This is a genomic window from Reyranella sp. (genome assembly GCF_004297265.1).
Classification (GTDB): Bacteria; Pseudomonadota; Alphaproteobacteria; order Reyranellales; family Reyranellaceae; genus Reyranella.
The window spans coordinates 112,484-137,164 of record NZ_SCUT01000065.1 but is presented as its reverse complement, the minus strand read 5'-3'; the positions used below and the strand labels follow the sequence as shown (position 1 = coordinate 137,164).

At 67.2% G+C, this 24,681-nt stretch carries 21 protein-coding genes; 12 read left to right on the top strand and 9 right to left on the bottom strand.

The genetic code is table 11. The features are described from left to right. The coding region (locus EPO41_RS29580; RefSeq protein WP_296333271.1) for an ABC transporter ATP-binding protein at positions 1-887 on the bottom strand (887 nt) is incomplete at its 3' end. A gap of 6 nt (positions 888-893) precedes the next feature. Further along, positions 894-1,958: an ABC transporter substrate-binding protein gene (locus tag EPO41_RS29575; RefSeq protein ID WP_296333267.1), complete on the bottom strand. Its 1,065-nt coding sequence runs from the start codon at positions 1,956-1,958 to the stop codon at positions 894-896. A 166-nt stretch (positions 1,959-2,124) separates the two neighbouring features. Here EPO41_RS29575 and EPO41_RS29570 point away from each other — a divergent pair, with 166 nt between their 5' ends. From EPO41_RS29570 to EPO41_RS29550, 5 genes are read left to right on the top strand one after another with little or no spacing between them, the layout of a single operon-like run. Then, positions 2,125-3,174 (top strand): extracellular solute-binding protein, encoded by a 1,050-nt coding sequence (locus tag EPO41_RS29570; RefSeq protein WP_296333266.1) that lies wholly within the window; start codon positions 2,125-2,127, stop codon positions 3,172-3,174. Then, a complete protein-coding gene (locus EPO41_RS29565; RefSeq protein WP_296333263.1) occupies positions 3,171-4,256 on the top strand; it encodes an ABC transporter ATP-binding protein in 1,086 nt (361 codons plus the stop codon). The genes EPO41_RS29570 and EPO41_RS29565 overlap by 4 nt, the downstream gene beginning before the upstream one ends. A gap of 11 nt (positions 4,257-4,267) precedes the next feature. Next, on the top strand, positions 4,268-5,713 hold the full coding sequence (locus tag EPO41_RS29560; protein ID WP_296333261.1) for an amidase: 1,446 nt from the start codon (positions 4,268-4,270) through the stop codon (positions 5,711-5,713). Between the two features lies 1 nt (position 5,714). Next, positions 5,715-6,554: an ABC transporter permease gene (locus EPO41_RS29555; RefSeq protein ID WP_296333258.1), complete on the top strand. Its 840-nt coding sequence runs from the start codon at positions 5,715-5,717 to the stop codon at positions 6,552-6,554. Beyond that, on the top strand, positions 6,551-7,351 hold the full coding sequence (locus tag EPO41_RS29550) for an ABC transporter permease (RefSeq protein ID WP_296333256.1): 801 nt from the start codon (positions 6,551-6,553) through the stop codon (positions 7,349-7,351). Before EPO41_RS29555 ends, EPO41_RS29550 begins: the two co-directional genes overlap by 4 nt. Positions 7,352-7,355: 4 nt before the next feature. On the opposite strand, the gene EPO41_RS29545 is transcribed toward EPO41_RS29550, so the two are convergent. Next, on the bottom strand, positions 7,356-8,255 hold the full coding sequence (locus EPO41_RS29545) for a LysR substrate-binding domain-containing protein (RefSeq protein ID WP_296333253.1): 900 nt from the start codon (positions 8,253-8,255) through the stop codon (positions 7,356-7,358). 97 nt (positions 8,256-8,352) lie between these two features. Here EPO41_RS29545 and EPO41_RS29540 point away from each other — a divergent pair, with 97 nt between their 5' ends. From EPO41_RS29540 to EPO41_RS29530, 3 genes are read left to right on the top strand one after another with little or no spacing between them, the layout of a single operon-like run. Then, on the top strand, positions 8,353-9,678 hold the full coding sequence (locus EPO41_RS29540; protein ID WP_296333248.1) for an FAD-binding oxidoreductase: 1,326 nt from the start codon (positions 8,353-8,355) through the stop codon (positions 9,676-9,678). Further along, positions 9,675-10,754: a M14 family metallopeptidase gene (locus tag EPO41_RS29535; protein ID WP_296333245.1), complete on the top strand. Its 1,080-nt coding sequence runs from the start codon at positions 9,675-9,677 to the stop codon at positions 10,752-10,754. The genes EPO41_RS29540 and EPO41_RS29535 overlap by 4 nt, the downstream gene beginning before the upstream one ends. 9 nt (positions 10,755-10,763) lie before the next feature. After that, positions 10,764-12,332, top strand: a complete 1,569-nt coding sequence (locus EPO41_RS29530) for an ABC transporter substrate-binding protein (protein WP_296333243.1) — start codon at positions 10,764-10,766, stop codon at positions 12,330-12,332. Positions 12,333-12,343: 11 nt separating this feature from the next. Here EPO41_RS29530 and EPO41_RS29525 read toward each other — a convergent pair whose 3' ends face one another. Next, entirely contained in the window at positions 12,344-12,901 is a 558-nt protein-coding gene (locus tag EPO41_RS29525; RefSeq protein WP_296333241.1) for a carboxymuconolactone decarboxylase family protein, read from the bottom strand. Between the two features lie 68 nt (positions 12,902-12,969). Next, positions 12,970-13,164: a hypothetical protein gene (locus tag EPO41_RS29520; RefSeq protein ID WP_296333239.1), complete on the bottom strand. Its 195-nt coding sequence runs from the start codon at positions 13,162-13,164 to the stop codon at positions 12,970-12,972. Positions 13,165-13,353: 189 nt separating this feature from the next. Here EPO41_RS29520 and EPO41_RS29515 point away from each other — a divergent pair, with 189 nt between their 5' ends. After that, entirely contained in the window at positions 13,354-14,271 is a 918-nt protein-coding gene (locus EPO41_RS29515; protein WP_296333236.1) for an aldo/keto reductase, read from the top strand. An 18-nt stretch (positions 14,272-14,289) separates the two neighbouring features. Here EPO41_RS29515 and EPO41_RS29510 read toward each other — a convergent pair whose 3' ends face one another. The 4 genes from EPO41_RS29510 to EPO41_RS29495 form a co-directional block, all read right to left on the bottom strand. Beyond that, entirely contained in the window at positions 14,290-15,189 is a 900-nt protein-coding gene (locus EPO41_RS29510) for an NAD-dependent epimerase/dehydratase family protein (protein ID WP_296333234.1), read from the bottom strand. Between the two features lie 178 nt (positions 15,190-15,367). Continuing rightward, positions 15,368-16,447: a DNA polymerase IV gene (gene dinB, locus EPO41_RS29505; RefSeq protein WP_296333232.1), complete on the bottom strand. Its 1,080-nt coding sequence runs from the start codon at positions 16,445-16,447 to the stop codon at positions 15,368-15,370. Positions 16,448-16,497: 50 nt separating this feature from the next. Next, positions 16,498-17,853, bottom strand: a complete 1,356-nt coding sequence (locus tag EPO41_RS29500) for an ATP-binding protein (protein ID WP_296333230.1) — start codon at positions 17,851-17,853, stop codon at positions 16,498-16,500. After that, complete coding sequence (locus EPO41_RS29495; RefSeq protein ID WP_296333229.1) at positions 17,850-18,533, bottom strand: response regulator transcription factor; 684 nt, start codon at positions 18,531-18,533, stop codon at positions 17,850-17,852. The genes EPO41_RS29500 and EPO41_RS29495 overlap by 4 nt, the downstream gene beginning before the upstream one ends. 121 nt (positions 18,534-18,654) lie before the next feature. Here EPO41_RS29495 and EPO41_RS29490 point away from each other — a divergent pair, with 121 nt between their 5' ends. The 3 genes from EPO41_RS29490 (at position 18,655) to EPO41_RS29480 (ending at position 24,667) form a co-directional block, all read left to right on the top strand. Then, positions 18,655-19,902 (top strand): efflux RND transporter periplasmic adaptor subunit, encoded by a 1,248-nt coding sequence (locus EPO41_RS29490; RefSeq protein ID WP_296333227.1) that lies wholly within the window; start codon positions 18,655-18,657, stop codon positions 19,900-19,902. A 74-nt stretch (positions 19,903-19,976) separates the two neighbouring features. Then, on the top strand, positions 19,977-23,135 hold the full coding sequence (locus EPO41_RS29485; protein ID WP_296333224.1) for a CusA/CzcA family heavy metal efflux RND transporter: 3,159 nt from the start codon (positions 19,977-19,979) through the stop codon (positions 23,133-23,135). After that, positions 23,132-24,667, top strand: a complete 1,536-nt coding sequence (locus EPO41_RS29480; protein WP_296333221.1) for an efflux transporter outer membrane subunit — start codon at positions 23,132-23,134, stop codon at positions 24,665-24,667. Before EPO41_RS29485 ends, EPO41_RS29480 begins: the two co-directional genes overlap by 4 nt. Positions 24,668-24,681 lie beyond the last annotated feature (14 nt).

Below are 24,681 nucleotides of genomic sequence, written 5' to 3'. Positions count from 1 at the left end.
TCGCCACTGAAGGCATTCACACCCGAAGGGGCGAAGCGCTCGGGGCGCATCAGCGCGCCGACCTTGGCGCCCGACGGCTTGTCGCTGCGCACCTGCAGGACGCGGCCGCCGTCGAGCGTAACCGTGCCCGGCGCGCTCATCGTGCCGTGGAAGATGTTGCTCTCGCCCACGAAGTCGGCGACGAAATCATTGGCCGGCCGCTCGTAGATCTCGGTCGTCGTGGCGATCTGCTGGATCGTACCTCTGTTCATCACCGCGATGCGGTCGGAGAGAACCAGCGCCTCCTCCTGGTCGTGGGTGATGAAGATGGTCGTGAGGCCGAGCCGGCGCTGCAGGCGCCGCACCTCGAGCTGCATGGTCTCGCGCAGCTTGCGGTCGAGCGCGCCGAACGGCTCGTCGAGCAGCAGGAGCCGCGGGTTGAACACGATGGCGCGCGCCAGTGCCACCCTTTGCTGCTGGCCGCCGGAAAGCTGCCGCGGCAGGCGCGCCTCGTATCCCTTCAGCTCGACCATCGCCAGCGCCTCGCCGACGCGGGTCTGGATCTCGGACCGCGCGACGTTGCGCATTTCCAGCGGGAACGCGACGTTGGCCGCGACGCTGAGATGCGGGAACAGCGCGTAGTTCTGGAACACCATGCCGATGTCGCGCTTGGCCGGCGGCAGCGAAGTGATCTCGGTGCCGCCCACCTTCACGGTGCCGCCATCAGGGGTTTCGAAGCCCGCGACGACTTTCAGCAGTGTCGTCTTCCCCGAGCCGCTGGGCCCCAGGATGGTCAGCAGCTCGCCCTGCGCCACCTGCAACGAGACATGGTCCAGCGCAACCACATCACCGAAACGCTTACCGACCCCCTGGATGAGGAGGTCGGCCGATCCTTCGCCCGCACTCAAGGAACGTTACGCCTTCTTCAGCATCCAGGCGTTCCAAAGCTCGGCGGCCTTTGTGCCGTTCTCCGCATACCATTCGTCGCTGATCCAGAACTGCTGGTCGAGATAGGCTGTCGGCAGGAAGGGCTTCACCTTCGGATCCACGAAGTTCAGCGATTCCAGATTGAGGCCGGGATAGCCGAGCTCCGACGCATAGACCGCCTGCTGCTGCGGCACAGCGAGTTCGGCCAGCATCTTGTTGGCCCAGTAAGGACTCTTGGCGCCGCGCGGGATGGCGAAGCTACCCTGCTTCAGCGCGCCCTCGTTCCATTCGATGCCGACCGGCGCGCCCTTCTTGATGATGTCGTAGAAGCGGCCGTTCCAGCCGGTCGCCAGCACGACTTCCTTGTCGAGGAGGAGCTGGGCAGGCTGCTGGCCGGTCGACCACCAGACGGTGATGTGCGGCTTGATCTGGTCGAGCTTCTTGAAAGCGCGGTCGAAGTCGATCGGATAGACCTTGTCCTTCGGCACGCCGTCGGCGATCAGCGCGAATTCGAGATTGTCGGTCGGATGGTTGCGCATCGAGCGCGCACCCGGGAATTTCTTCACGTCCCACCAGTCGGCCCAGCTCCTGGGCTGGCTGCCGCCTTTGAAGACGTCGTTCCGGTAGCCGATGATGGTCGTGTAGACCGACGAGGCGAAGACGTACGGGTTCTGTGCCGAGGGCGGATACTTGGCGCGATCGACGACCTTGGGGTCGATCTTCTCCAGCAGGTTGGCCTTGCCGGCGCGGATCGCGTCCTGGCCGCCGATCTCGGTCAGGTCCCACTCGACGTTGCCCGAATCGACCATCGCGCGCAGCTTGCCGAAATCGACCGGGCTCGTCTCGACGACCTTGATTCCGTACTTCTTCTCGAAACCGTTGAAGAAGGCCTTGCGCATGGCCGAGCCCATCGACCCGCCGGAATGGTTGACGACGAGCTGCGCGGGCTTGGCGGGTTCGGCCTGGGCGAAGGCCGGGCCCGCAGCGCCGACCGCAGCGGCGCCTCCCAGCAGTGAAAGCGCGTGACGGCGATGCAGACGCTTGATGTCCATGGCGTGTCCCCTCCGAAATTCCCCACGCGACTGTAGGAGTGGTATTTGCACGGAGCAACAACCAACAACATAACCTTCTGGAATGACCAGAGGGGACGAATGAATTTCTCGACCACTGCAGGAGGCGTTTAACGTCGACGCCAAGCGATAACGGCGGGGGCGGGCGATGATGAACCGATTGAAGGCGTTGATGTGCGGCGCGGTCCTGGCCTGTGCAGGCGCAACCGGAGCTTCCGCCCAGGAACTCACGATGGCAGTGTGGGGCGGCGGCGGCGCCAATACCTGGCGCGAGGCCTTCATCAAGCAGTTCAACCCCGGCAACGGCTCCACCATCAAGATGGTCGAGGTGCCGAACCCAGCTGGCGCGCTGCGCTCTCCCGCGGCCGCTGGACAGTACAGCCTGGCGCTGGTCACCTACTTCGAGGCGATCGCGCTGTCCAATGCCGGCCTGATCGAGAGCTTCGACGACAAGCAGCTTCCGGGAATCGCCGACGTCGATTCGAAGTTCCTGACCAAGGACAAGGCCGGCCGCCATGTCGGCCTGCCGGTCTACTTCACCTACTACGGGATCGCCTACAACACCGACCTCGCCAAGGCCCAGGACTTCGCCTCCTGGCAGGGGCTCGCCGATCCGAAGTGGAAGGGCAAGCTGTCCCTGACCCGGCCGGTCTATCTCGCGCCCTACGACGCGGTGATCATGGCCAAGGCGATGGGCGGCAACGAGAAGGACATCGATCCGGGCTTCAAGCTGCTCGAGAAGATCGTGCCGAACGTGCTCGCGACCTACACCTCGCTCGCCCACATGAACACGCTGCTGACGCGCGGCGAAGTCGCGGCGGTTCCCTTCTATGCGTCGCGCGTCTGGGCCCTGCGCCGCCAGGGCGCCACCAATGTCGGCATCGTGATCCCCAAGGAAGGCGCGCTGATGCTGCCCTATGTCGTGGTGGTGCCGAAGGGCGCCAAGAACCAGGACAAGTCGCTGGTCTGGATGAACTATATCGCCGGCGCCGAGCCGCAGCTGCGCGCCGCCCTGCTCGACGGCTGGCTGCCCATGAACGCCAAGGTCAAGCTGCCCGAGGACCTGCAGAAGACCCTGGGCCAACCCTACGAGCAGATCGTGCAGTCGCTCTATTCACCCGACTGGCGCATCGTGGTCGAGCATAACGAGGAGCGCGTCAACTTCGCCGAGAAGCTGCTGTCCGGCGTCAAGCAGTGAGCCGAGGCACGATCCAGGTCGCGGGGATCGGCAAGGAGTTCGGCCCCACGACGGTGCTCGACCGGGTCGACCTCACGATCGACGGCGGCAGCTTCGTCACCCTGCTCGGCCCCTCGGGCTGCGGTAAGACGACGTTGCTGCGCCTGATCGCCGGTTTCCTCGAACCGAGCCGCGGCACCATCGCCATCGACGGCGCCTCAATGCAGGGCGTGCCGCCGCGGCGGCGGCCGCTCGGCATGGTGTTCCAGAACCTGGCGCTGTTCCCGCATCTCGACGTGTTCGAGAACGTGGCCTACGGCATGCGGATCCGCGGCCTGGCGGCAGCCGAGATTTCCGGCCGCGTCTCGAAGTTCCTGGGTCTCGTCGGTTTGACGGGCTTCGAGCGCCGTCGCATCGGCCAGCTCTCCGGCGGCCAGAAGCAGCGCGTGGCGCTGGCGCGGTCGCTCGCGCTGGAACCCGCGATCCTGCTGCTCGACGAGCCGCTGAGCGCGCTCGACCTGCAGCTCCGCCGCCAGCTCCAGGTCGAGCTGAAGTCGATCCAGCGCCAGCTCGCCACCACCTTCGTGTTCGTCACCCACGACCAGGAGGAGGCGACGATGCTCTCCGACACGATCGTCGTGATGAACGGCGGTCATGTGCAGCAGGTCGGCACGCCCGGCGAGATCTACCGCCGCCCCGCCTCGCCCTTCGTCGCGCGCTTCGTGGGTGACATCAACATGCTGGACGGCCGTATCGAGGCCATCGACGCCACGTCGGTCTCCGTCGCCGTCGGTGACCGGCGCATCGCCGTTCCGCGCGCATCTGTCGTCGGTACTGCCGCAACCGGCCGTGCATGCCAGCTCGCCTGCCGGCCTGAATCGGTGCGTCTCGGTGAGGCACCGGCCAATGCACTGTCGATCGAGGCGCGCGTGTCGGCGTTGCATCGTCTCGGCCCGACTGTGAAGGCCGTGCTCGACACGCCATTGGGGCCGCTGACCGCGCTGGCAATGGCCGACACGCCGCACGCGGCGGAACTCGCCGAAGGAAAGACGGTGCGTCTCGCCGTCCCGTCCGACACCTTCACGCTCTTCGCTTCAACCTGAAAGACCGACCAATGCCCGCTCAGGATTTCGCCGGCCGCACCGTCGCCGACCACGTAAAAGCCTTCACGTCCGGCAAGGTCTCCGCACGCGACATCGTCGAAGGCCTGCTGGAACGCACGAAGAAGGCCGAGCCGTTCAATCCCATCGCGACGCTCGATGCGGACGGCGCCCGCGCCGCGGCCGATGCGCTCGATGCAAGGCGCAAGAGCGGCGGCTCGTTCGGCGCGCTGGCCGGCGTGCCGGTCTCCGCCAAGGACCTGATCCTGACCAAGGGCGTGCGTACGGCCTTCGCCTCAATCACCATGAAAGACAACGTGCCGTCGATGGATGCCGAGGCGATCGCCCAGTGGCGCGCCGCCGATGCCGTCCTGTTCGCCAAGACCACGACGCCTGAGTTCGGTCACAAGGTGCTGACCGACAGCCCCCTGCACGGCATCACGCGCAATCCGTGGAATCGCGAGCATACGAGCGGCGGCTCGAGCGGCGGCGCGGCCGTCGCGGTGGCGCTGGGTCTCGGCCCGATCGCCATGTCGACCGACGGCGCAGGCTCGGGCCGCATTCCCGCGGCCTGCTGCGGCGTCTACGGGCTGAAGGCAACCCTGGGCCGCGTGCCGCATGAGGTGCCGCCGGACCAGTTCGGCCAACTCACCTATCTCGGTGTCATGGCGCGCCATCCGAGCGATCTCGGCGCCGGCCTCGCGTCGATGTCGGGCGGCCATCCCAACGATCCGTGGACCCTGGCCATCGGCCGCGAACCCTTCGCCTGGCCCGACGAATCCGGCGAGCATCCGATCGCCGGCCGTCGCATCACCGTGATCCGCCGCATGACCGGCGGCTATCTCGATCCCGACACCGAGGCCCGCCTCGACGCCGCCCTCGCCTTCCTCGACAAGCAGGGCGCCACGATCAAGGAGCTGGACGGCCGCGAGATCGACTGGAAGCTCGACGTCGCGCGCATCATCCTGCGCGCCAACCAGATCGAGCGCTTCGCCGACATCCTGAAGAACCGCCGCGGCGATCTCGATCCCTCTTTCGCCAAGACGCTGGACGAAGGCGAATCGGTCGACGTGGTGCAGTTGCGCCGGGCGCTGGTCGACCGCACGACGGCGTTCAAGTCGGTGCAGCGCCTGTTCGCCGATTGCGACCTCCTGCTGACGCCCACCGTCGCCACGCCGGCGCCGCTCGCCACCCAGAACCAGTTCGAACCGCTGGTGGTCGACGGCAAGCCGCTCGGCGACCTGCGCGCCGCTTGGTACACCTACACGATCCCGTTCAACATGACGGGCCATCCGGCGATCTCGATCCCGTTCGGCCGCTCGAAGGCGGGCCTGCCCATCGGCATCCATTTCGTGGCACCGTGGTATGCTGAGGGACATCTCATCAAACTCGCCGAAGCTTTCGACGCCGAGACCGGCGCCTCGGCCGAGTTCCCGCCGGGCTTCGCCGCCGGCGCCTGAGATGCGCAGCACCACCTCCGCACCGAAAAGCCTGGGCTGGCTGCTGCTGCCGGCCCTGCTGGTGCTCGCCCTGTTCCTGGGCTCGGTGGCGCTGCTCCTCTTCCACGCCTTCTGGGTCAAGGACGGCTTCTCACTGATCTACTTCCGGCAGATCCTCGACCGCGCCGACTATCACGAGGTCTTCCTGCGCACCGTATCGATCTCGTCCATCGTGGCGGTCGCCTCGGCCGTTCTGGCCTATCCGATCGCGCTATTGCTGTGGCGCCTGCCCCGATGGCGCAACCTCCTGCTGGTGATCGTGCTGGTGCCGTGGCTGGTCAGCCTGGTCGTGCGCACCTACGGCTGGCTGGTCATCCTCGGACCCAAGGGCTTTCTCAACGAGACGCTCAAATGGGCGGGCGTCATCCAGTCGCCGCTGCCGCTGATCTTCAACGATCTCGGCGTGGTGATCGGCCTCACCCATGTGCTGATGCCCTTCGCCGTGATCGCGACCCTCTCGGTCCTGCTGCAGATCGACAACCGGCTGGAGGAAGCCAGTGAATCGCTGGGCGCCGGCGGCTTCGAGACCTGGCGCCGCGTCGTACTGCCGCTATCGCTGCCCGGCGTCTTCACCGGCCTCGGCATCACTTTCCTGACCTCAATGGGCGCCATCGTGACGCCGATCCTGCTGGGCGGCATCCGCCAGAAGATGGCGGGCACGCAGATCTATCAGGAGGTCGTCTACAACTTCAACATGAGCAAGGCCTCGGCCTGGGCGATCTGTCTGCTGCTGCTGAGCGGCCTGGGCCTCGCCCTCCTGCGCATGCTCGAAGCGGCCCTGGTGCCGAAGGCCGATCGATGAACGCCCCGATCCTCAGACTGGGCCGTGCCGCCTCGTTCGCGTTGCTGCTGTTCCTGCCGCTGCCCATCGTGGTGATCGGCGCCACCTCGTTCGCCGCCGCCGGTTACCTCAAATTCCCGCCGGGCGAGCTCAGCCTGCGCTGGTATGCCGAGGCGGCCACCGACCCGCGCTGGATCGAGGCCTTCGGGACCAGCCTGGGCATTGCCGCCGTAGTCTCCGTGCTCGTCACCGCCATCGCCTTCGCCGGCGCCTATGCCTGCCACCGGCTGCGGCCACGCTGGCTGCCGGCCTTCGAGCTGGCGGTCATGTCGCCGCTCTTCTTCCCGCACGCCGCGCTGGGCGTCGCCCTGGTGAACGTGCTGGCGATGGCGGGCTATCTCGGCTCGGCCACCGGCATCGTCATCGCCCACATCGTCTGCACGCTCCCCTTCGCCTGGCGGCCGATCGTCGTCGCCCTGCAGCGCATCGACGGCGAGATCGTCGAGGCCGCCTCACTGCTGGGTGCCGACGAGCGCCGCATCGCCCTCGGCATCGCCCTGCCGCTCGCCCGGTCCGGCCTCGTCACCGCACTGCTCTTCTCCTTCATCATCTCGTTCGACGAGGTGACGATCACGATGTTCCTCACCGGGCCGCAGGTCACGACCCTGCCGGTCCAGATCTATGCCTTCATCCAGGAGAATGCCTCGCCGGTGCTGGCGGCGATCTCGACCGCGACCGTCGTGGTGACCCTGATGGTGGTCATGCTGCTGGAGCGGCTGATCGGCCTCGAGTTCTTCGTGGCCCATGATCCCGCCTAGCCCATCAGGACCAGCCTTTGGCCCTGATATGGGCCTTCACGGCATCGAGGAACGCGTCGGCCAGCCGCGAGGGCTTGCGATGGCGCGGCCGCATGGCGCGGAACAGATAGCGGATGCGCGGCTCGAACGGCACGACGGCGATGCCGGCGCCGAGATAGTCGCGGGCGGTGAACGGATCGACGATCGAGACACCGAGGCCGCGCGCGGCGAGCGCGCAGGCATCGGCGGAGGAGTAGACGTCGATCTGCAGCTGCCGCTCGATCCTCTCCTGCTCGAAGGCGGCGTCGATCAGATGGCGCATCCGGCCGTCGAGCGGGAACGACAGGAATCGTTCGCCGCGGAGGTCGGCGGGCCGGATCACTTTGCGCCGCGCCAGCCGATGGCCAGCCGGCAGCACACAGACCGCCGCCGCCCGGCTCAGCTCCTCCGTGACCATCGCGGGATGCTCGAACGGCATCATCGAGAAACCGAGGTCGATCTGCTGGTCGATCATCTTCTGGTTGATGTAGGTCGAGCTGCGGACCTGGAAGACGATGTGCGCCTTGGTGTGACGCTGCATGAAGGTCGCCATGACGTCCGGCAGGACGCTGCGGCCGAGCGCCGGGGTCGAATAGATCAGCAGGTCGCCGACCTGACGCTCGCGAATCTCGCGCGCCACTTCCGTCACCCGCTCCAGACTGTGATAGAGCCGCGTCACCTCCTGCTCGAGCAGGCGCGCCTCGCTGGTCGGCGCCAGCCGCCGCTTGATGCGCGTGAACAGCGGATAGCCGATCTCGTGCTCCAGTCCAGCCAGGATCTTGCTCACCGCGGGCTGCGAGACGCCCAGCCGTTCCGCGGCGGCCGTAACCGTGCCGCGCGCCATGACGGCGCGAAAGGCTTCGAGCTGGCGCGATGTGATCATCATAACCTCAAGGAACTAACCGCATCGGACAATGACTTTGACCGTCTCGTCCCTCAAGCCGTAACTCTGCCCAGTCAACGTTTTGCGTGTGAGTCCGTTCATGCCTGTCGTTAACCAGCCGATCTTCGCCAGCGATTTCAAGGACGAGCCCTACTGGTGGGAGGCTTTCCGGCCGCAGAGCATCACGACACCGTCGCTGCCGAACAAGACCGACGTGGTGGTCGTGGGCGGCGGCTACGCCGGCCTCGCCACCGCGCGCGCCCTGGCGGATGGCGGCGTACAGAGTGTGGTGCTCGAAGCCGACGAATTCGGCGCGGGCGCCTCGACACGCAGCGGCGGCGCGCTCAGCGCCGGCCTCTCGATCGGCAAGAGCTTCACAGGCCGCACCCTCGACTATTCGCCCGACCTGGTACGCGACGTGGTGGGCTGGGCGATCGATGCCTATCGCGCGCTGGTCGACCTGGTCGATCAGGAAGGGATCGACTGCCATCTCGAGCAGCACGGCCGTTTCCTCGGCGCCTGCGCGGCGTCACACTATGAAGGCTTGCGCACGCGCTTCGCCAAGCTGCGCGACGGCGGCGCCACCGACTGCCGCCTGATCACCCGCGAGGAGCAGCGCGAGGAGATCGGCAGCGATTTCTATCATGGCGGGATGGTCTTCGAGACGGCGGGCAAGCTTCATCCCGCCCTGTTCTACGGCGGCCTGCTGGCGGCGGTGCGCCGGCGCAACTCGGTGACGCTGGCGGGCCATTGCCGCGCCACCGGCCTCGCCCCCGACGGCGAAGGCTGGCGGATCAGCACCAGCTTGGGCGAGGTCCGCGCGCGGCACGTCGTCGTCGCGACCAACGGCTACACGTCGGGCGTCACGCCGCGCCTGCAGAAGCGCCTGGTCCCGATCGCCAGCCACATCATCGCGACCGAGGAGCTGCCCGCGGACCTGATCCGCGAGATCTGCCCGAAGGGGCGCACCTTCTCCGAGACGCGGCGCGTGCTGCACTACTACCGGATCTCGCCCGACGGGAAGCGCGTCATCTTCGGCGGCCGCGCCCGCTTCACCGAAATCGACGCCGAGCTGCGCGCCCAGCTCCTGCATCGGGCGCTGGTCGAGCGACTGCCTCAGCTTGCGGACACCAAGGTCACCCACACCTGGCAGGGCAACGTCGCCTTCACCTACGACGCGCTGCCGCATGCCGGCGAGCTCGACGGGCTGCACTTCGTCCTGGGCTGCAACGGCTCGGGCGTGTCCATGATGCCGTTCCTCGGCAATGCGATGGGCCGATCGATTGCCGGGCGCCTGCGGGGCAAGGTTCCCTTCGCCGGAACCGAGTTGCCGTCCATTCCACTCTACTCCGGCAAGCCCTGGTTCCTGCCGATGATCGGCAGCGCCTTCCGCACCCTGGATTACATCGACGAGAAGGTCAGATGAGCGCTTCGTTCTTTTCCGCCGATTACGACGAAGCGCGCCAGCGCTTCCTCGACGCCTCGGCCAAAGCCGGCGCCAGCGTCCAGACTCACGTCCATCCTTCGAAGGGCGCGGCGGGCGAGGAAATCGCCACCGATACGGCGCTGCTGGGGCCCACCGACGCAGGCAAGCTGTTCATCGTGAGTTCGGGCACGCATGGGCCGGAAGGCTTCGCCGGCTCGGCCTGCCAGCTCGCGCTGCTGAGCGACGAGCTGGCAAGGCGGGCGGCCGATCGCGGGATCGCGCTGCTGCTGATCCATGCGGTCAATCCCTACGGCTTCTCCCACCTGAAGCGGACGAATGAGGACAATATCGACCTCAATCGGAACTTCGGAAACTTCTCCCAACCTTATCCCGACAACCCGGTCTACGAGCAGATCCACGACCTGCTGGTGCCGGCAACCTGGCCGCCCACGGCCGACAACGAGGAGCGCCTGACGGCCGCGATGGCGCGCCTTGCAGGGCAACGCGATCCGGGCGTGTCGAGCGGCCAGGCAAAGCACGCGGACGGCCTCTTCTACAGCGGCACGGCGCCGGCCTGGAGCAACGGCACGATCCGCTCGATCCTGCGCACTCATGGCACGAACAAACGGCACGTCGCCTGGATCGACGTCCATACCGGCCTCGGGCCATACGGCCACGGCGAAAAGATCTTCGGGCGCCATTCCGAAGAAACGACGCGGCGCGCGAAGGCCTGGTGGGGAAGCGACCTGATCGTGAGCACGGCCACCGAGTCCGTATCGCCGCGCACGGTCGGGCACATCACGGGCTGCGCGCCCGAGGAATGCCCGCAGGCAGCGATCACGCCCACGACGCTGGAATACGGCACGATGCCCAATCCGGTGGTGCGCCACGCACTGCGCGGCGAGGCCTGGCTGGCGGGCCATCCCGACGCGCCGACGCCTCTGGTGAAGGACATCAGGCGGGCGGTGCGCGACGCCTTCTACGTCGATGCCGACGACTGGAAGGGCATGATCCTCGGCCAGTTCCGCGCCCAGGCGTTGCAGACGATCAACGGACTAGCAGAAGAACAAATCTAGGGAGGAACCATGAACATCAAGGCCCTGCTGGGCGCCGTCGCCGGTCTCGCGCTCGCGATGCCGGCTGCCGCGCAATCGACGCTCAAGATCGTGATGCACTCCGACCTCAAGATCCTCGATCCGATCTGGGCGTCGGCGCAGATCAGCCGCACGCACGGCTACCTCGTCTACGATACGCTGTTCGGACTCGACGGCGATCTCAAGCCGCAGCCGCAGATGGTGGGGAACTGGACCGTCGATCCGGCCGGGCTGATCTACAGCTTCACCCTGCGCGACGGGCTGAAGTGGCACGACGGGGCGCCGGTCACCGCCGAAGATTGCGTCGCCTCGCTCAGGCGCTGGGGCAGCCGCGACCCGGTCGGCCTCAAGCTGATGGCCAACGTCAAGGAACTCAGTGCGCCCGACGCGAAGACGATCCGCCTCGAACTCGCGCGCCCCTACGGCCTGGTGATCGATTCGCTCGCCAAGCCCGCCGGCGTCGTGCCCTTCATGATGCCCAAGCGGGTCGCCGAAGCGCCGGCCACGCAGCAGATCAAGGACCCGACCGGCTCCGGCCCTTTCATCTTCAAGGCCGACGAATGGCGGCCCGGCGACCGCGTCGTGTACGTGAAGAATCCGAACTATGTGCCGCGCACCGAGGCGCCCGGCAACTACGCGGGCGGCAAGGTCGCCAAGGTCGACAGGGTCGAGTGGGTGTCGATCGCCGATCCCCAGACTGCGGTGAACGCGCTGGAGAACGGCGAAGTCGATGCGCTCGAATCGGTGGCGCACGACCTACTGCCGCTGGTCGAGAAGCGGCGCGGGATCGAGGTGCAGCGCGGCGCCTATGCCAGCCAGTATGCGCTCCGGCCGAACTGGCTGCATCCGCCCTTCAACGATCCCCGGATGAGGCTCGCCCTGGGCTACGCGATCGACCAGAAAGGCTTTCTCGACGCCGCCGTCGGCGACCCCAAGTACTGGCGTCTCTGCAAGACCTACTATGGCTGCGGCACGCCGCTCGCCTCGGACAAGGGCACGTCGGGCCTGCTCGAAGGCAATGTCGAGAAGGCGAAGGCCCTGCTCAAGGAAGCGGGCTACGACGGTCGGCCGATCGTACTGCTGCAGGTCACCGACCTTGCCTCGCTCGCCAATCTCGGTCCCGTCGCCAAGGCGCAGCTCGAGCGGGTCGGCTTCAAGGTCGACATGCGTCCGGCCGACTGGCAGACGCACCTCGCGAGGGTCATGCGCAAGGAACCGCCGGAAGACCGCGGCTGGAACGTCACCCTGTCGAGCACCGGCGTGATCGACGTCGCGAACCCGATCACCTCGCTGTTCCTGAACTCGGCCTGCGACAAGGCCTCCGCCGGCTGGTCGTGCGACGCGCGGATCGAGGCGATGCGCGAGGCCTACACGCTGGAGTCGGATGCCGGAAAACGCAAGGCAATCGCCGAGGAGATCCAGGAGCGTGCCCTGCAGGTCGGCACGCACTATCCACTCGGCGAGTGGTACAGCGCCTCGGCCGTCAACGCCCGCACCAAGGGCTGGATCCGCCCGCCCTCGACGACCGTCTTCTGGAACGTCGAGGTCGCGAAGCGCTGAAGGCGCTGATCCTACTTCTTCTGGGCGCCCGGCAGGAAGTCGTCGAGCGGGACGCCGAAGCTGTTGAGCGCCCAGGAGACGAGATTGTACTGGCCGACCGTGAACACGGCGTCCATGAGCTGCTCGGTCGAATAGGTCTTCGCGAGCGTCGTCCAGGTCGCGTCGGAGGCGACCGAGTTCTCGAAGAGATCGTCGGCGAGCTGCATCAACGCCGCCTCGTGCTCGCTCCAGCCCTTGGCCTTGGGGCCTTCCTTGAGGTTCGCGATGTCGGCATCGCTGACGCCGCCCCGCTTGGCGATCAGCTCATGCTGCGCAAATTCGTACTCGGCCTGGTTCAGCCAGCCGATTCGCAGGATCAGCAGCTCGCGATCGCGGAAGGGCAGCGTCTGCTTGGACAGGATGTGGCCCGCGAACGGCGTCCAGCGCTTCGTCAAGGCAGGGTGATTGGCCATCACCTTGAAGATGTTGAACACCTGCCCGTTCATGGCGTTCTTCTCGATGGCCTCGCGCTCCTCGGCCTTCATGGTCGAAAGGTCACGAATCGGAATACGCTGCTTGCGCTTGATCACCACTTTCCTCCGTTGTCGGTCATGATGTGGACTAACGTCCCGTCCCGCGACCGACAAGGCGAAAGACACTACTCCGCGCGCTGGCTTTCGCGCGGCGGCTGGAGCTTCGCCGCGGCGAGCTTCGCCTGGCCCGGTGTGCTGAACTGATGGCCTTCCAGTGCGAAGAACGGACGCGCGAAAGCATGGAAGCGGAACGCGTTGCCTTCCTTGAGGACGACGCCAGCGGGCTTTCCCCAGATTTCGACGACGAAGGGCTCGGGCATGGCGCGGTCTCCTTCAGGCTCAAGTATCTGCGATCGGCTCTGAGATGGTGTCGACATGGGAGAAGACAATGACCGGAAGTGTCGAAACAACAGACGGTCATAGGAGAAGCTTCGCGTACGGCATCAATATGGCGGCAACGTTTTTCCCTGCTGGTGCAGCGGTCATCATTGCTGAACAATGACACTCCCATGTCACGCACCCTCACCCGCTCTCGCTTCATGGGAATCGCCGCCGGTGCCGGCCTGCTCGTTGCAGGTCACGGTGCCGCGCAGACGGGAGTCCGCATGCATCAGCGCAAGATCCGCTCCTCGGGCGAGATGCTGCCGGTCGTCGGCGTCGGCACGTGGCGCACGTTCGACGTCGGCGCGAAGCCGGAGGACCGCGCACCGCTCGCAGAGGTGCTGCGGCTGTTGTTCGCCGCCGGCGGCTCGGTGATCGACACGTCGCCCATGTACGGCTCCGCCGAGGCCGTGATCGGAGACCTGTTGGCTGCGGCCGACGCGCGCGCCAGGGCCTTCATCGCCACCAAGGTCTGGACCACGGGCCGCGACAGGGGTGTCGCGCAGATGCGCAATTCGATGCGTCTGCTGAAGACCGACCGCATCGACCTGATGCAGATCCACAATCTCGTCGACTGGCGCGCCCATCTGCCGACCCTGCGCGCCTGGCAGGCAGAGGGCCGCATCCGCTATCTGGGCATCACCCACTATACGCAGAGCGCCCATGACGAGCTGGAAAGCGTGATGCGTGCGGAGAAGTGGGACTTCGTCCAGATCAACTACGCGCTCGACGATCGCGCCGTCGAACGCAGGCTTCTGCCTCTGGCCGCCGAGCGCGGCATCGCGGTGATCGTGAACCAGCCGTTCGGTGGCGGCGGCCTGCTGCGCAAGCTCATGGGCCGCAAGCTGCCCGACTGGGCCGGCGAAATCGGCGCCACGAGCTGGGCGCAGCTCCTGCTCAAGTTCGTGCTGGCCAATCCGGCGGTCACCTGCGTCATTCCGGGCACCGGCAAACCCGAGCACATGGCGGACAATCTGCAGGCGGGCTTCGGCGTCTATCCCGATGCGGCGCTGCGCAAGAAGATGATCGACGAGATCCAGGTCTGAGCGGCGCGCTCCCCTGAATCAGAGCGGCAGCTCCATCTCGATCCAGGCGATCGCGGATGAATGCCTGGGCTGCCAGCCCAGCTCGCTGCGGGTGCGCCGGGCCCGGACGCGGCTGTTGGAGCCGAACGTGTAGGCCGCACTGTTCTCGCCGAGTTCTTTCGCGGCGTCCTCGAACGGCCAGACTTGCGGCTCGGCCAGCTTCAGGCGGCGCGCGATCGCGGCGCAGATGTCCCGGTACGAGGCCTCGCCGTTCTCGGCGAAATAGAAGGCGCCGGCCGGCGCCTTGACCAGCGCCAGGCGATAAATGTCGGCCACGTCCTCGACATGGACATTCGACCAGATATTCAGTCCCTTGCCGACATGGCGCACCACGCCGGTCGCCTTTGCCCTTCTTGCCAGACCAGGGATCTGCGCGCTGTCGCGCGCCAGGCCGAGGCCGTTGCCGTAGATCATGGTCGGGCAGACGACGATGGAGCGAACACCGCGGCGGCTCGCGTCACGGATCGTCCGGTCGATGGCGACCCGCGCCTGCTTGCCCGGCACGGGATCCATCGGCGTGTCCTCGTCGTAGATCTTGTCCGAGGCAACGTCGCCATGGGCGTCGTCGGCCACGATGCTGGAACCGCTGGTATGGATGAACGGCTTGTCCGAACCGGCGAGTCCGTCGAGGAACGCCTCCACGGCGCCTCGATGATCGCTGTTGGCCGTGTTGATCACGGCATCAGCGCGCCTGGCTTCGGCCACGAGGATCGCGGCGTCGTCGAGGCCGCCCGTCACCGGCTCGACGCCCAATGAGGCGAGCCTGACGCCCTTCCCGGCATCGCGGACGAGGCCGCGCACCTTGTGACCATCGTCGAGCAGGCGGCGCGCGATGGTGCCGCCGATATAGCCGGTCGCGCCGGTCATGAAGATGTTCATGGTCGTATCTCCCAGGGTCTTTCCAACGAGATTGAGCAAATCCGGCGCCACAGCATAGACCTCATGCTGAGGAGGCCCGAAGGGCCGTCTCGAAGCATGGGCTAAACGCACCGCGTCTGTTGCCCATCCTTCGAGACGCACGCCTGCGGCGTGCTCCTCAGGATGAGGTTGTGTACCTCTAAAGGGCCAGGGTCATCTGCGGTGGCACCGTGCGCTCTTCGCGCCGGTGCAGGTTATGGAGCGAGACGCCCAGCAGGCGCACTTTCTTTTCGAGTGGGAAGATCGAACGCACCAGCTCGCGCGCGGTGCGCTCAAGCAGGTCGCGGCTGTCCACGCCCTCGTGCATTGTCCGGCTCCTCGTCACGATGCGGAAGTCGGCATACTTGATCTTCACGGTCACGGTGCGGCCGACGATGCCGGTGCGCTCGCAGTAGGACCAGACATCGCCCAGCACCGAGGCGACGCCCTCTTCCACCGCGGCCGGCCGGTCGAGATCCTCCATGAAGGTCGTCTCCGAGCCGACCGACTTGCGCGGACGGTCGGGCACGACCCTGCGCTCGTCATGGCCGCGCGCGATGGCGTGATAGTAGGCGCCGGAGCGGCCGAAATACTGCTGCAGGAACTCCAGCGTCTGCGCCTTCAGGTCGGCGCCGGTATGGATGCCCAGCCGGTTCATCTTCTCCGCCGTCTTCGGCCCGACGCCGTGGAAGCGGCCGACCGGCAGTCCTTCGACGAACGCCGGTCCCTTCTCGGGCGGGATCACCGTCTGGCCGTCGGGCTTGCGATGATCCGAGGCGAGCTTGGCCAGGAACTTGTTGTAGGAGATGCCGGCCGAGGCGGTCAGCCCCGTGCGCTCGAGGATGCGCGCCCTGATCTCGCGGGCGATCTCCGAAGCGAGCGGCATGCCCTTGAGGTTGATCGTGACGTCGAGATAGGCCTCGTCGAGCGAGAGCGGCTCCACCAGGGGCGTGTAATCGAGGAAGATCTCGCGGATCTGGCGCGACACTTCCTTGTAGACCTCGAAGCGCGGCTTCACGAAAAGCAGCTCCGGACACAGGCGCTTGGCGGTGACCGAGGGCATGGCCGAGCGCACGCCGAACTTGCGCGCCTCGTAGCTCGCCGCCATCACGACGCCGCGCTGCCGCCCGCCGACCGCGACCGGCCGGCCGCGCAGCGAAGGATCGTCGCGCTGCTCCACGGACGCATAGAAGGCGTCCATGTCGACGTGGATGATCTTGCGGACCTCTGTTTCCGCCATGGGCGGAGTATAGGCCCGTGGAGGAGGACGGTCCCCCACGTCCTCGCCGATCAGGCGAGGCGCAGGCGGAGCGTGAAGACCGCCCCTCCCCCCGGCCGGTCGTCGACCGAAATGGTGCCGCCATGAGCGGCAGCCACGCGGGTCACGATGGCCAGACCCAGGCCACGGCTCTCGGGACGGGCGCGGTCGCGCCGCCAGAAGCGCTTGAAGATCGTCTCTCGCTCGGCGAGAGGCACGCCGGGCCCCTCGTCCAGCACCCGAACCGTTCCGTCCGCGGCGACATCGACCTCGATCGCCCCGCCGACCGGCGTGTGGCGAATGGCATTCTCGATGAGATTGCGGACCGCCCGAAACAGCGCTTCCGGATGGCCGTGCACCCACACCGGCGCTTCGGCGCCCGTCAGGCCGATCGTCTTGTCGCTGTCGAGGACGAGCGGCGCCATGAAGGCGACCGCATCGGCACAGACGTTCTGCAGGTCCGCCCGGGAGCTGTCGTCCACCACGAACGCCTCAAGCTCGGCGATGTCGAGGACCTGGTTCACGGTACGCGTCATGTTGACGATGTCCGCTTCCAGCGATCGGCGCAGCGGCTGCTCCTCCATCGTGTCGACGCGGGCGCGCATGATGGCGAGCGGCGTCCGCAGTTCGTGCGCCATGTCGGCGGTGAACTCGCGCTGCGCACGGAAGCCCGCCTCGAGCCGGTCGAGCGCCTGGTTGACGGCGTGGACGAGCGGCACGATCTCCCTGGGCATCGATTGCTCCGACAGGCGGACGTCGGTGCTGGTCGGCCCGATCGATGCCGCCGTGTCGGAGGCGGCGCGCACCGGATCGAGAGCGCGGCGGAAGATCATGATGTCTATCAGCAGCAGGAGCAGCAGGATCGGAAAGGTGATCCAGGCGACGCGCGGCAGGAACGAGGCGACGATATCGTCGATGATCACGTCGCGGTGCGCCAGATCCTGTCCGACCTGGATCCAGTAGAGACGGTCGCCGATGGCCCGCGGCACGTTCACTCCAATGAGCACCGTGCCCCTGCTTCGGTGCCGCGAGAACGAGTCGTTCTCCAGCGGATCGTTCGCCCCCGAGAGCGGCGCATCGTCCGGACGCGAGGTGAACAGCACATTGCCTTTCGCATCGAGGATGGCATAGGCATAGAGGGCGTAGTCGCCCGAATAGAGGGGCTGAGCTTCCCGCGGAATATCCAGCATGACACCGCCGCCGCCGGGAGTTGGCCGCAGGAAGCTCGCGATCGTGAGGGCCTGGGCGCGCAGCGCGTCGCGGTGGAGGCTATTGGCCGCCTCGTCGAGCAGCCAGTAGAGCGCCAGCGGCATCAGGATGGACGTCACGCCGATCGCCACGACGTGCAGCGCGACGACACGAGAGATGATCGAGCGGAACCGCGTCAAGCGGCAGCCTTTTCCTCAGCCAGCAGATAGCCGACGCCACGAACGGTATGGATCTTCACGGTCGCGCCGCAGTCCGACAGCATCTTGCGCAGGCGATGGACGTAGACCTCGACCGCGTTCGAGCCGACATCGCCCGAAAGGCCGAAGAGCTGGTCCTCGAATAGACGCTTCGGCACCACGTTTCCGCCGCGCCGCAGCAGGATTTCGAGGATCGCGGTCTCACGAGCCGGGAAGACCCGCATCATCCCGTCGACGAAGACCTGCCGGCCCTCCGTCTCGAGCGAGACGTTGCCGAAGGTGAGCTGGCGGCCGAGCAGGTTGCCAGGCCGGCGCAGCAGCGCCTGGAGGCGCGCCACCAGCTCCTCCATCGCGAACGGCTTGACGAGGTAGTCGTCGGCGCCCGCCCTGAGGCCGTTGACCCGGTCGCTCACTCCATCACGTGCCGTGAGCACGAGGACTGGCGTCGAATCGCCGCGGCTCCGGATGCTGCGCAACAGCGACAGCCCGTCCTGGTCGGGAAGGCCGAGGTCGAGCACGATCGCCGAGTAGCGCATGGCCGCCAGCGAATGCGCGGCATCGCCGGCATTGCCTACGGAATCCGCCGAGAATCCGCTGCGCGCCAGACCCTTGATCAGCAAGGCGACGAGTTCGGCATTGTCCTCGACCAGAAGGACCCTCATGGGCCTCGACCTCCCCGGACGTGTTCACTATTGAATTCATTCTAGCACGGCCTGCGTCTGCGAGCCGTCATCGGGGAGCCAATTCAGGTGCACGTAATGCGAAACGCCTAGCTTCCCCGGCATGTTCACTGCGCCGAAAACGTCCACGACCTCACCGCTGCGCCGTCACCGCCTGTGGTTCGCCGGCGCGGGCATCGCAGCCCTTGCGCTTGCCGCGGTATGGACCATCGACACCGGCCCGACCAATGCCCTCGTGCGTCCGGCAGCGGCGGCCGTCGAGAATGACGGCACGTTCCATCCGAGCGATACCCAGTGGGCCGGCCTGCATTTCGCGCCGGTCGAAGCGGCCTCCTTCCGCGACGAACGCGCGACCGACGGCAAGATCGGCATCAACGAAGACACAACGACGCCGGTTTTCTCGCCCTATTCGGGTCGGGTCACGCGCCTGATCGCCAAGCCCGGCGACCATGTCGAGCGCGGCGCGCCGCTGTTTGCCATCGAGGCCAGCGAGTTCGTGCAGGGCCAGAACGATCTGGTGAGCGCGGTCGCCGGTGTCGAGAAGGCCCGCTCCAAGCTCGCCCTCGCCCAGAATTTCGAGAGGCGCCAGAAGGAATTGCTGTCGATCCGCGGCGGCTCGCTGAAGGATCTGGAGCAGGCCCAGTCCGACCTCGTCGCGGCGCAGGGCGACCTGCGTTCTTCCGAGATCGCGCTGGCCGCGGTGCGCAACCGCCTGCGCATCCTCGGCCGCACCGACGCCGAGATCGATGCGTTGGAGAAGGTCGACCATATCGGCGCGGAGGCGATCGTCTCGGCGCCCATCGCCGGTACCGTCATCCAGCGCAAGGTTGGCCTCGGCCAGTACATCAACGCCGGCGCTACCGAACCGGTGTTCAACATCGGCGACCTCTCGAAGGTCTGGCTGGTCGCCAATGTCCGTGAATCCGACGCGCCGAAGATGAAGGTCGGTGCTCCGGTCGAGGTGTCGGTGCTGGCCCATCCCGGCCGCGCCTTCAACGCCAGGCTGGCCTATGTCGCGCCGGCGCTCGACCCGAATACCCGCCGCCTGCCGGTGCGCGCCGAGATCGTGAACGCCGATCGCGAACTGATGCCCGAGATGTTCGCCAGCTTCCGCATCGTCACCGGCGACCCCACGACCAATCCCGCCGTGCCGCAGGACGCCGTCGTCTACGAAGGCGCCAACGCCCGCGTGTGGGTTGCCAACCCGCAGGACAAGTCCGTCGCGTCGCGCCCGATCGAGGTCGGCACGACCTCGATCGGCATGGTGGAGGTCAAGAAGGGCCTTGCCCTGGGCGAGAACGTGGTGACCAGCGGCACCCTCTTCATCGACCGCGCGGCCAGGCGCGACTGAGCACCCGCCGCGGTACCGATTGACGGCCCGCCGCGGCACGCAGCGGCGGCCTCCCCAACAGACGGTCGTCACCCATGCAGTCCATCGTTGCCGCCGCCCTGAAGCAGCGCATCCTCGTCGTCATCCTGAGCGTGGTGCTTTCCGTCGCCGGCCTGTTCGCCTATTCGCGGCTGAATATCGAGGCGTATCCTGACCCGGTACCGCCGCTGGTCGACATCATCACGCAGAATCCCGGCCAGTCGTCGGAGGAGATCGAGCGCTACATCACGATCCCCATCGAGATCCAGATGGCGGGCCTGCCCTACATCCAGGCCATCCGCACCGTATCGCTGTTCGGCCTGAGCGACGTGAAGGTCCAGTTCACCTACGACGTGACCTATCAGCAGGCCTCGCAGATGGTGATCAACCGCCTGTCGCAGCTCGGCCCCCTGCCCAACGGCGCGCAACCCACCCTGTCACCCACCAGCCCGATCGGCGAGGTCTTCCGCTACCGGGTCGTCGGGCCTCCGGGCTACTCGGCCGCCGACCTCAAGACCCTGCAGGACTGGGTGCTGCAGCGCCGGCTGAAGGCGATCCCCGGCGTCGTCGACGTCACCGGCTGGGGCGGCAAGACCAAGACCTACGACATCACGGTCAATCTCGACCGCCTGCTGGCCTACGGCCTCACCCTGAAGCAGGTGCTCGACGGGCTGAACAACGCCAACATCAATGTCGGCGCCAACACCGTGAACATCGGCTCGCAGTCGGCAATCGTGCGCAGCGTCGGCCAGATCCGCTCGATGGACGACATCCGCAACACCATGCTGACCGTGCGCGACGGCGCGCCGGTGCTGGTCTCCGACGCGGCCGACGTCACCGTCGGCCACCAGCCGCGGCTCGGCATCGCCGGACAGAACGACGACGACGACATCGTGCAGGGCATCGTGCTGATGCGGCGCGGCGCCGAGACCATGCCGACGCTCGGCGGCGTGCTGGCCGAGGTCGACAAGATCAACAATGGCGGCATCCTGCCCCCCGGCGTGCGTATCGAGCGCATCTACGACCGCAGCTCGCTGGTGAACATCACCACCCACACCGTCCTGCACAACATGGTGGTGGGCGTCTGCCTCATCTTCCTGATCCAGTGGCTGTTCCTGGGCGACCTTCGCAGCGCGCTGATCGTCTCCGCGACCATCCCCTTCGCGCTCCTGTTCGCCGTGGTCGTCCTGGTGCTGAGCGGAGAATCGGCGAACCTGCTGTCGATGGGCGCGATCGACTTCGGCATCATCGTCGACGCCACCGTCATCATGGTCGAGAACATCTTCCGGCATCTGTCCGAGGGCGGGCACTCGACCGGTCCGCAGCGGCGCGCGCCGGGCGGCCTCACCGGCAAGCTGGCGACGATCTTCAACGCCTCGACCGAGGTCACCCAGGCGATCTTTTTCTCGGCCACCATCATCATCGCGGGCTTCCTGCCGCTGTTCACGCTCTCCGGCGTCGAGGGCCACATCTTCGGGCCGATGGCACGCACCTATGCCTATGCGCTGGCGGGCGGCCTGATCGCGACCTTCACCGTGTCGCCGGCGCTGGCGGGGCTGCTGCTGCCCGACAGGATGGCGCACGTGGAAACGCGCGCCGTGCGGGTGCTGCGCCGGGCCTACGAGAAGCTGCGCAACGCGGCACTGGCCAGCCGCCGCGCGACGGCGGCCGCCGGTCTCGGCGCGCTGGCGCTGGCCGGCCTTGCCGGCGGGTCGATCGGGCTCGAATTCCTGCCCAAGCTCGAGGAAGGCAATATGTGGATCCGCGCCGTGATGCCGGCGTCGATCTCGCTCGAGGCCGGCAACGACTACGCCAACCGCATGCGCAGACTCATCAAGGGCTTTCCCGAGGCCGAGACCGTGATCTCCCAGCACGGGCGGCCCGACGACGGGACCGATTCGACCGGCTTCTTCAACGCCGAATTCTTCGTGCCGCTGAAGCCCATGGACCAATGGCGCAAGGGGCTCGACAAGGAGGCCCTCATCGCCGAGATCAGCGGCGCACTCGAGAAGGGCTTCCCCGGCGTCGAATTCACCTTCTCCCAGTACATCCAGGACAACGTCCAGGAAGCCGCCTCCGGTGTGAAGGGCGAGAACTCGGTCAAGATCTCGGGCAACGACCTCGAGACACTGGCCAAGCTCGGCAACGAGATCAAGGCGGTGCTGGCCACCGTGCCCGGCATCACCGACCTCGCCGTGTCGGCCTCGCTCGGCCAGCCGACCATCCGCATCGACATCGACCGCGCCAGGGCCGCGCGCTACGGACTGGCTCCCGGCGACATCAATGCCACCGTCCAGGCGGCGATCGGCGGCCAGGCCGCGGGCGACGTCTATGAAAGCGGCAGCGACCGCCATTTCCCGATGGTCGTCCGCCTGGCCTCGCGCTACCGCGAGAGCCTCGACGCGATCAGCCGCATCCAGATCGGCGTCCAGGGCGCGAACGGCAACATCACGCAGGTGCCGTTGAGCGAAGTCGCCAGGGTCGAGCTGGTCTCCGGCGCCTACTACATCTATCGCGAACAGCAGGAACGCTACGTTCCGGTGAAGTTCAGCGTCCGCGGCCGCGACCTCGGCAGCGCCATCCTCGAGGCGCAGCAGCGCGTCGCGGAGCAGGTAAAGATCCCCGGTGGCTACCGCATCGAATGGGTGGGCGAGTTCGGCAACCTGAAGAACGCGTTGCAGCGCCTGGCCGTCGCCGTGCCGATCGCCATCGGCCTGATCGGGCTGCTGCTCTACATGAGCTTCGGCTCGTTCCGCGACACGCTGCTGGCCGCCAGTGCCATCCCGCTGGCCCTGGTCGGCGGCATCCTGGGCCTCTGGGTGGCGGACATGCCGTTCAGCATCTCGGCCGCCATCGGCTTCGTTGCCCTCTTCGGCATTGCCGCCATGAACGGCATCATGGTGCTGAGCTGCTACAACAGGCTGATCGACGCGGGTCGCGATCGCGACATGGCGCTCTACGAGACCTGCTCGCTGCAGATGCGGCCGGTGCTGATGACCTGCGTCGCCGCCGCCGTCGGCCTGCTGCCCGCCGCCTTCTCGACCGCCATCGGCAGCCAGGTCCAGCGGCCGCTCGCCATCGTCGTAGTCGGCGGCACCCTCCTGGCGCCCTTCCTCTTCCTCACGGTGCTGCCGGCCACCATCGGCCTCTTCTCGCGCCGCCGTGCGGCGGTACCGGCATCCCACGTCCACGATCCAGTCGCGGAGGCGACATGATGCGACGCTCCCTCCTTGCCGCGCTGCCGCTCCTCGCGGCGGGCGCCCTCGCCGGCTGTTCGGTCGGCCCCGACTTCGCCTCTCCCGACGGGCCGAAGACGGCGACCTATGTTCCCGACCAGAAGAGCGATCTGATCGCCGCCGGCATACCGGGCGGCGAGGCGCAGCGAATCGTGCAGAGCATGGACATTCCCGGCCAGTGGTGGGGCGTGTTCCAATCGCCCCAGCTCAACAGCCTGATCGAGCGGTCGCTGCACGCCAATCCCGACGTGAAGGCCGCCGTCGCCGGGCTGCGCGTCGCCCAGCAGAACGCCCGCGCGCAGCGGGCCACCCTGTTCCCGACGCTCCAGGGCACCTTCAGCGCCACCCAGAACCAGACCCCCGCCAGCCTGCAATCGGCCACGGCCGACCAGCAGCCGATCTACGGCCTGTTCGTCGCCGGCCTCCAGATCACCTATGCGCTGGACCTGTGGGGCGGCAATCGCCGGCAGATCGAATCGCTCGAGGCGCTGGCCGAGGCGCAGTGCTTCCAGCTCGAGGGAACCTATCTTTCGCTGGCCTCGAACGTCGTGGCGGCGGCCATCGTCGAGGCCTCGCTGCGCGGCCAGGTCGAGGCGACCAAGCGCATCGTCGCCGTGCAGCGCGATACGCTCGGCATCCTGAACAAGCAGTCGGGCCTGGGCGCCATTCCCGGCGCCGACGTCGCCACCCAGCAGGCCGCGCTCGCGCAGGCCGAGTCGACGCTGCCGCCGCTCGAGAAGGCGCTGGCGCAGCAGCGCAACCTGATGGCCACGCTGACCGGCAGCCTGCCCAGCAATCCGGTCACCGAGCGCTTCGATCTCACCGACCTCAAGCTGCCGCACGAGCTGCCGCTCACCCTGCCGTCGCAGCTCGTCGAGCAGCGGCCCGACGTACGCGCCGCCGAGGCCAACCTGCACGCCGCCAGCGCGCAGGTTGGCGTCGCGATCGCCAACCAGCTTCCGCAGGTGACCCTGGGCTTCGGCCTGAACAGCAGCGCGCTTTCGCTCGGCACCCTGTTCATGCCCGGTCTCGCCGGCGCGACCACGGGCGCCAGCGCGATCCAGACGCTGATCGACGGCGGCGCGCTCGCGGCCAAGAAGCGGTCCGCGGTCGCGGCGCTCGAGCAGGCCGATGCGCAGTACCAGTCGATCGTGCTCGCCGCCTTCCGCAACGTCGCCGACACGCTGAATGCACTCGAGTACGACGCACTCGCGCTGAAATCGGCCGTCGAGGCGGAACGGGCGGCGGCCACCGCCCTCGGCATCGCGCGCAAGCGCCTGGAACTCGGCGACACCACCTACGTCTTCGTGCTGATCGCCGAGCTCACCTACCAGCAGACGCTTCTGACCCGCGTGCAGGCGCAGGCCGCGCGTCTCACCGACACCGCGGCGCTGTTCCAGGCGCTGGGCGGGGGCTGGTGGAACCGCGACGGCGCGGGTCCGGGCAACGGCCGGTCGCGCTGCAAGCCGCCGGCCTCTCCCTGGTCCATCTCCTCGAATACCCAGCGCTGACACGGCGGGCCGGG

Excerpts from the sequence above, each read along its gene's own strand:
- dinB (WP_296333232.1), bottom strand. The coding sequence starts at position 16,447 with ATGGCGGAAACAGAGGTCCGCAAGATCATCCACGTCGACATGGACGCC.
- EPO41_RS29510 (WP_296333234.1), bottom strand. The coding sequence starts at position 15,189 with ATGAACATCTTCATGACCGGCGCGACCGGCTATATCGGCGGCACCATC.
- EPO41_RS29555 (WP_296333258.1), top strand. The coding sequence starts at position 5,715 with ATGCGCAGCACCACCTCCGCACCGAAAAGCCTGGGCTGGCTGCTGCTG.
- EPO41_RS29495 (WP_296333229.1), bottom strand. The coding sequence starts at position 18,533 with ATGAGGGTCCTTCTGGTCGAGGACAATGCCGAACTCGTCGCCTTGCTG.
- EPO41_RS29515 (WP_296333236.1), top strand. The coding sequence starts at position 13,354 with ATGTCACGCACCCTCACCCGCTCTCGCTTCATGGGAATCGCCGCCGGT.
- EPO41_RS29490 (WP_296333227.1), top strand. The coding sequence starts at position 18,655 with ATGTTCACTGCGCCGAAAACGTCCACGACCTCACCGCTGCGCCGTCAC.
- EPO41_RS29485 (WP_296333224.1), top strand. The coding sequence starts at position 19,977 with ATGCAGTCCATCGTTGCCGCCGCCCTGAAGCAGCGCATCCTCGTCGTC.
- EPO41_RS29480 (WP_296333221.1), top strand. The coding sequence starts at position 23,132 with ATGATGCGACGCTCCCTCCTTGCCGCGCTGCCGCTCCTCGCGGCGGGC.
- EPO41_RS29545 (WP_296333253.1), bottom strand. The coding sequence starts at position 8,255 with ATGATGATCACATCGCGCCAGCTCGAAGCCTTTCGCGCCGTCATGGCG.
- EPO41_RS29575 (WP_296333267.1), bottom strand. The coding sequence starts at position 1,958 with ATGGACATCAAGCGTCTGCATCGCCGTCACGCGCTTTCACTGCTGGGA.
- EPO41_RS29540 (WP_296333248.1), top strand. The coding sequence starts at position 8,353 with ATGCCTGTCGTTAACCAGCCGATCTTCGCCAGCGATTTCAAGGACGAG.
- EPO41_RS29520 (WP_296333239.1), bottom strand. The coding sequence starts at position 13,164 with ATGCCCGAGCCCTTCGTCGTCGAAATCTGGGGAAAGCCCGCTGGCGTC.
- EPO41_RS29550 (WP_296333256.1), top strand. The coding sequence starts at position 6,551 with ATGAACGCCCCGATCCTCAGACTGGGCCGTGCCGCCTCGTTCGCGTTG.
- EPO41_RS29530 (WP_296333243.1), top strand. The coding sequence starts at position 10,764 with ATGAACATCAAGGCCCTGCTGGGCGCCGTCGCCGGTCTCGCGCTCGCG.
- EPO41_RS29560 (WP_296333261.1), top strand. The coding sequence starts at position 4,268 with ATGCCCGCTCAGGATTTCGCCGGCCGCACCGTCGCCGACCACGTAAAA.
- EPO41_RS29570 (WP_296333266.1), top strand. The coding sequence starts at position 2,125 with ATGATGAACCGATTGAAGGCGTTGATGTGCGGCGCGGTCCTGGCCTGT.
- EPO41_RS29535 (WP_296333245.1), top strand. The coding sequence starts at position 9,675 with ATGAGCGCTTCGTTCTTTTCCGCCGATTACGACGAAGCGCGCCAGCGC.